At 72.1% G+C, this 6,359-nt stretch carries 6 protein-coding genes; all 6 read left to right on the forward strand.

The features are described 5' to 3' along the window. Window positions 1-456, forward strand: a 456-nt coding sequence (locus C1I99_RS27805) for an Rv0361 family membrane protein (RefSeq protein ID WP_233512760.1), incomplete at its 5' end; no start/stop codon positions are given. A gap of 113 nt (window positions 457-569) precedes the next feature. Continuing rightward, window positions 570-1,949, forward strand: coding sequence for a glycine--tRNA ligase (locus tag C1I99_RS27810; RefSeq protein ID WP_111137172.1), 1,380 nt, complete (start codon window positions 570-572; stop codon window positions 1,947-1,949). 249 nt (window positions 1,950-2,198) lie between these two features. Continuing rightward, on the forward strand, window positions 2,199-3,044 hold the full coding sequence (locus C1I99_RS27815) for a hypothetical protein (protein WP_111137173.1): 846 nt from the start codon (window positions 2,199-2,201) through the stop codon (window positions 3,042-3,044). Window positions 3,045-3,111: 67 nt separating this feature from the next. Continuing rightward, complete coding sequence (locus tag C1I99_RS27820) at window positions 3,112-4,053, forward strand: hypothetical protein (protein ID WP_111137174.1); 942 nt, start codon at window positions 3,112-3,114, stop codon at window positions 4,051-4,053. Beyond that, entirely contained in the window at window positions 4,046-4,888 is an 843-nt protein-coding gene (locus tag C1I99_RS27825; protein WP_111137175.1) for a hypothetical protein, read from the forward strand. Before C1I99_RS27820 ends, C1I99_RS27825 begins: the two co-directional genes overlap by 8 nt. Window positions 4,889-4,991: 103 nt before the next feature. Further along, window positions 4,992-6,164, forward strand: coding sequence for a tRNA dihydrouridine synthase DusB (gene dusB, locus C1I99_RS27830; RefSeq protein WP_111137176.1), 1,173 nt, complete (start codon window positions 4,992-4,994; stop codon window positions 6,162-6,164). Window positions 6,165-6,359: the final 195 nt, after the last annotated feature.

The raw sequence follows: 6,359 nt of genomic DNA on the forward strand, positions 1-6,359 counted from the left end.
GGCCCGGGGGTGTCCCCGCCGTTCGCGGCGCCCCCCACCGAGGGTCGCAACACCCGGCTCTGGCTGGGCCTCGGCGCGGGCGCGCTGGCCGTGCTGCTCTGCTGCGGCGGCGGCGGCACCGCGGTGATCGGCCTGGCGGTGACCAGTGTGCAGGCGGTCGAGGAGCAGGGCCGGGCGGTCTCCACGGACTACTACCAGGCGCTGGTCGAGCGGAAGTACGGCGCGGCGTACGACCAGCTCTGCGACGAGGCGCAGCGGCGTGAGTCGCGGCGGGAGTTCGAGCAGCGGGTGGCGGCCGAACCGCAGATCAGCGCCTTCCGGGTCGGCGAGGTCGACAACACCACGCTGACCGTGCCGGTGGACGTCACCTTCACCGGCGGTGACCGGGAGCGGCAGCAGGTCACCCTCGGGCAGGACCGGCAGACCGGCGACATGGAGGTCTGCGAGGTCAGCTGACCCGGCCCCGGTATTCTGCTGGGCTCGGGACCCTGCCGGTCGTACCGTTGTCCCGAACCGTTCGTGCCATCCCACAGCGTCCCCGCCGACCGCCAGTCGGCGTAGGAGGAAACATGCCAGCCGACCGTATCGACGCCGTCGTCAGCCTCGCCAAGCGCCGGGGCTTCGTCTTCCCCTCCAGTGAGATCTACGGGGGCACCCGGTCGGCGTGGGACTACGGTCCGCTCGGCGTGGAGCTGAAGGAGAACGTACGCCGGCAGTGGTGGAAGACGATGGTCCAGCAGCGCGACGACGTGGTCGGCCTGGACTCGGCGGTGATCCTCGCCCGTGACGTCTGGGCCGCCTCGGGCCACCTGGACGCCTTCGTCGATCCGCTGACCGAGTGCCAGTCCTGCCACAAGCGGTTCCGCGCCGACCACCTGGAGGAGGCGTTCGAGGCCCGGCACGGCCGCCCGCCGGCCTCGCTGGCCGAGATCAACTGCCCGAACTGCGGCAACAAGGGCACCTTCACCGAGCCGAGGATGTTCAACGGCCTGATGAAGACCTACCTCGGCCCGGTGGAGAGCGAGGAGGGGCTGCACTACCTGCGCCCGGAGACCGCCCAGGGCATCTTCGTCAACTACAAGAACGTGGAGACCGTCGCGCGCAAGAAGCCGCCGTTCGGCATCGCGCAGACCGGCAAGTCGTTCCGCAACGAGATCACCCCGGGCAACTTCATCTTCCGCACCCGCGAGTTCGAGCAGATGGAGATGGAGTTCTTCGTCGAGCCGGGCACCGACGAGCAGTGGCACGAGTACTGGCTCGCCGAGCGCTGGAACTGGTACCTCGACCTCGGCCTGTCGGAGAACAACCTGCGCTTCTACGAGCACCCGCAGGAGAAGCTCTCCCACTACTCGAAGCGGACGGTGGACATCGAGTACCGCTTCCAGTTCGGCGGCAGCGAGTTCGCCGAGCTGGAGGGCATCGCCAACCGCACCGACTTCGACCTCTCCACGCACAGCAAGCACTCCGGCGTCGACCTGTCCTACTTCGACCAGACCAAGGGCGAGCGCTGGGTGCCGTACGTCATCGAGCCGGCCGCCGGTCTCACCCGGGCGGTGCTCGCCTTCCTGCTGGAGGCGTACGACGAGGACGAGGCGCCGAACACCAAGGGCGGCGTGGACAAGCGCACCGTGATGCGTTTCGACCCGCGGCTGGCTCCGGTGAAGGTGGCGGTGCTGCCGCTGTCGCGCAACGAGGCGCTCTCGCCGAAGGCGAAGGGCCTCGCCGCCGCGCTGCGCAAGCGCTGGGTGGTGGAGTTCGACGACTCGCAGGCGATCGGCCGGCGCTACCGCCGGCAGGACGAGATCGGCACCCCGTTCTGCGTGACCGTCGACTTCGACACGCTGGACGACAACGCGGTCACCGTGCGAAACCGGGACACCATGGCGCAGGAGCGGATCTCGCTGGACCAGGTCGAGCGTTACCTGATCGAGCGACTGCCCGGCTGCTGACCCGACGGTCCGACGGCCCCGCCCAGCCGGGCGGGGCCGTCGCCGTTCCCGCGTGCCGTCTGCGTGCGCACCACCCGCACCCACCCGGCGATCAACGGCCGCGGCCGAACCGGTGGCCGCCCGGCTCCGCCGCCCGGCGATGCGGACCAATCGGGCGACCGGCCGAGGTGGATGCCCACCCGGCTGTTGAGTCGGCGATGATCTCGTGCGAGCATTCCCGGCGTTGAATCTCGTCACGGGGGTGTCTGCATGACGCGCGCGTCGCAACCGGACCACGACCACGACCCGAACCGCCGGCGCCTGCTACGCCGCGCCGCCACGGTCGCCGCCACCACCGCCGGCGCGGGCGTCGCCGCCGCGGTCGGTGTGCCGGGCACCGCCCAGGCCGACCCGGGCGACCACCTCGTGCTGGGCGAGGCCAACGACGCCGGCCCCGCCACCACCACGCTCACCGCCGACCAGGCGGTCGAGGCGCTCCGGCTACAGCACGGCAGCGGGCCGGCGCTGCGGCTGGTGCCCAGCGACAGCCTCTACCCGCAGGTCCTCGACTCCGAGGTGGGCACCCTCGCCGTCGACGACATGGGTGACCTCTTCGTGCGGGCCGGCACCGACAGCGGCGGCAACGGCACCAACGGCTGGGCCTGGACCAGCGAGTGGGCCACCACCTCGGTCGCCGTTCCGCCCACCCGGGTGCTCGACACCCGCTACGCCGACCTGCGCCGGCTCATCGTCTCGGGCGCGGACACCCTCGACTCCTCCGGCCGGCTCACGCCCGGCAAGCCCATCGTGGTCAGCCTCGACAGCTACGTCCAGGGTGGCTACGCGATCAAGGGCAACGTCACCGTGGTGGGGATGACCGGCCCCGGGGTGCTCACCGTCTGGGGTGCGGGCACCAAGCCCACCGCGTCGAACCTGAACTGGTCGACCGCCGGCACCATCCTGTCCAACTTCCTGTTCACCCGGCTAGGCGCGAGCGGGGCCTACCGCAGCGTCATCACGATCCAGGCGACCGCCTCGCCGACCCACGTGATCGTCGACCTGACCAGCCTGCTGGTCGGCCATCCGAGCCAGGTCCTGCTCGGCGGTGGGGCGTAGGTGGCCGGCCCGCCCGCCACCTACGTCGACCAGTCCCAACCCGTCAACCCAGCAACGGGGGAATGAGATGACCTCGTCCGAGCCCGACCGTTCCGCCTCGCGGCGCTCCCTGCTGCGGCGGGCCGCCGTGACCGGGGGCGCGGCGGTCGCCGCCACCGCCGCGACCGCGGCCAACGCCTCGCCGGCGGCGGCCGCCCCCGGCGACCCGGTCGCCATCGGCCTGCCCAACACCGGCAGCAACGGCACCGCCATCACCTCCTCTGCCTCGCTCGGCCAGGCCACGCTGGCCCTGAAGAACGCCACCGGGGCACCGCTGCACCTCACCCGGACGACGGTCACCGCGCCGCAGCCGGGGGCGGTCTACCCGACCACCGCCGGGCTGGCCCTCGCCGGCAAGGCGGACGCCGCCGGCGCCGTGCCGCGGCACGAGGTGCACACCACCGCCACCTCGACGATGCTGGTGCCGATCCCGCCGACCCGGGTCCTGGACACCCGCACCTCCGGCGGCCGGGCCCGGCTGCTGGAGGGCGCCGGCCGGATCGACTCGCAGGGGCGCGCGCTCGCCGACACCTTTCTGGTCGTCCACCTGGAGGGCATCGCCCAGTACGCCGAGGGCCTGCTGGGCAACATCACCGTCGCCAAGACCGAGAAGGGTGGCTTCATCACCGTCTACGGCGCGGGCGGGCCGCCGAACGCCTCCACCATCAACTGGTGGACGGCGGGTCAGCTGCTCTCCAACGGGGTGATCACGCAACTCGGCGCGTACGAGACCGTCAACGGCGACTACTACCCGGACGTGGTGGCGATCTGGGTGCAGAAGAGCGCCACCGCGGTGATCTTCGACGTGACCGGGCTGCTCGTCCGGCACCCGGAGTCCGCGGTGATCAACAGCCCCAAGGCGACCGCCCGGGCGTCGCTCACCGCCGAGTCGGGCACCCCAAAGGTGCGCGCCGCCGAGATCAAGGCCCGTGCCGAGCGCGGCGACCGGGAGGTGCGGACCGGTGCGTGACCACGGAACCGAGGAGACCAGCAGCATGACCACCGAGGAGACCGGCTCGACCACCCGCCGCCGGATCATCAAGGCGGGCGTCGCCGCGGGCGCCGGGGTCGGCGCGGCGGCGGTCGTCGCCACCCCGGCCAGCGCGGACCCGGGCAACCCGGTGATCCTCGGTACGAGCAACAGTGCCCTCGACACCGAGACCCTGCTGACCGGCGGGTCGTCGGCCAACCCGGCGCTGGCGCTGCGCTCGCCCGCCGGCAAGGCGCCGCTGGTGCTGACGCCCACCTCCGACCCGAGCATCCCGAACGAGCTGCCGACCGGGTCGCTCGCCGTGACCAACGAGGGCGACCTGGTCATCGGCGGGCGGGGCAACACCAAGGCGTACGTCAACACCTCCCGGTGGGCCAACAGCACCGTGGCGGTACCACCGCGGCGGATCCTGGACAGTCGCGCGGTGCCCACGTCGACCACGTACGACCCGTACATCGCCGGGTTGAAGAGCAGCGTCGACAGCACGGGGAAGATGAAGGCCGGCTCCACCATCCACCTCTCGGTGAGCGGGCTGCCGCTGGTGCAGCCGGGTCAGGCGCTCTCGGTGTTCGTCAACATCACCGTCGCCGCCACGGTGAGTTCGGGCTTCCTCAAGGCCTACAGCTCGTCGATCGCGCGGCCGGAGACCTCCTCGCTCAACTGGTGGGGCCCGAACCAGATCCTGTCGAACCTGGTGGAGGTGCAGCTCGGGTCGTACAGCGGGCGCGGCTACTCCTTCGCCATCTGGGTGCAGACGGCCACCGCCCTCATCGTGGACGTCTCCGGTCTGGTCCTGTCGAAGCCGGCCGCCTGATCCCGGGCCGGTCGCCGCCCGCGGTGCGAGTTCGCTCACCATCGCGGCGGCGACCGGCCACCGCTGGCCGACCCGACCCGGCCGGCGTGGGATTCTTGGGTACGTGACCAGTTCCGCCCCCGTCAGCCTCCGCCCGCTCACCCTCGGGCGGCACCAGGTGTGGCCGCCGGTGGTGCTCGCCCCGATGGCCGGCATCACCAATGTCGGTTTCCGGCAGCTCTGTCGGGAGCAGGGCGGCGGCATCTACGTCTGCGAGATGATCACCACCGTTGCTTTGGTCGAGCGGAACCCCAAGACGCTGCGCATGATCGCCTTCGGCGAGAACGAGCAGCCGCGCAGCCTCCAGCTCTACGGCACCGACCCGGAGATCACCGCGGCCGCCGTGCGGATCGTGGTGGAGAAGGACCTCGCCGACCACGTCGACCTGAACTTCGGCTGCCCGGTGCCGAAGGTGACCCGCAAGGGCGGCGGCTCCGCGCTGCCGTGGCGGCGCCGGCTCTTCGCCCGGCTGGTGAAGGCGGCGGTGGACGCCGCGTCACCCGCCGGGGTGCCGGTCACCGTCAAGATGCGCAAGGGCATCGACGACGACCACCTGACGTACGTCGAGGCGGGGCTCGCCGCGCAGGACGCCGGGGTGGCCGCGGTGGCCCTGCACGGGCGGACCGCCGCGCAGCGCTACTCGGGCACCGCGGACTGGGACGCCATCGGCACCCTGAAGCAGGCGCTGGACGTGCCGGTACTCGGCAACGGCGACATCTGGGAGGCCGACGACGCCCTGCGCATGGTGGCGTACACCGGCGTCGACGGCGTGGTGGTCGGCCGGGGCTGCCTGGGTCGCCCGTGGCTCTTCGCTGACTTGGAGGCGGCGTTCAACGGCCGCCCCGAGCGGCGGCTGCCCACCCTCGGCGAGGTCGCGCGGACCATGCGCCGTCACGCCGAGCTGCTGGTCGACCAGTTCACCGCCGGGGCCCGGAACCCGGCCCGGGGCGAGCGGGACGGCTGCACCGACTTCCGCAAGCACGTCGCCTGGTACCTGAAGGGCTTCCCGATCGGCAGCGAGCTGCGCCGGGAGCTGGCCATGATCGAGAGCCTGGCCCAGCTGGACGACCTGCTCGGCAAGCTGGATCCGGCCGAACCGTTCCCGGTCGCCACCCTGGGCCAGCCGCGCGGCCGCACCAACTCGCCCGGCAAGGTCTTCCTACCCGACGGCTGGCTGGCCAGCCGCGACGACGACACCGTCCCGGAGGGTGCCGAGCTGGCCGACTCCGGCGGCTGAGCACCCCGGTCCGGCACGGCCGTGTCGGCCGGCGCTGATGGTGGCCGGGCACGTTGCCGACCGGTAGAGACGCCGAAGGGCCGGCCCCCGGTTGGGGGTCGGCCCTTCGGTGTTGGTGGGTTCGTCAGGCGGTGTAGCCGCGGGTGGCGATCCAGTCGGCCAGGGCCTCGGTGGTCATCCAGTAGGACGCCTGGT

Source organism: Micromonospora deserti, assembly GCF_003236335.1.
Lineage (GTDB): Bacteria > Actinomycetota > Actinomycetes > Mycobacteriales > Micromonosporaceae > Micromonospora > Micromonospora deserti.

Excerpts from the sequence above, each read along its gene's own strand:
- C1I99_RS27810 (WP_111137172.1), top strand. The coding sequence starts at position 570 with ATGCCAGCCGACCGTATCGACGCCGTCGTCAGCCTCGCCAAGCGCCGG.
- C1I99_RS27815 (WP_111137173.1), top strand. The coding sequence starts at position 2,199 with ATGACGCGCGCGTCGCAACCGGACCACGACCACGACCCGAACCGCCGG.
- C1I99_RS27820 (WP_111137174.1), top strand. The coding sequence starts at position 3,112 with ATGACCTCGTCCGAGCCCGACCGTTCCGCCTCGCGGCGCTCCCTGCTG.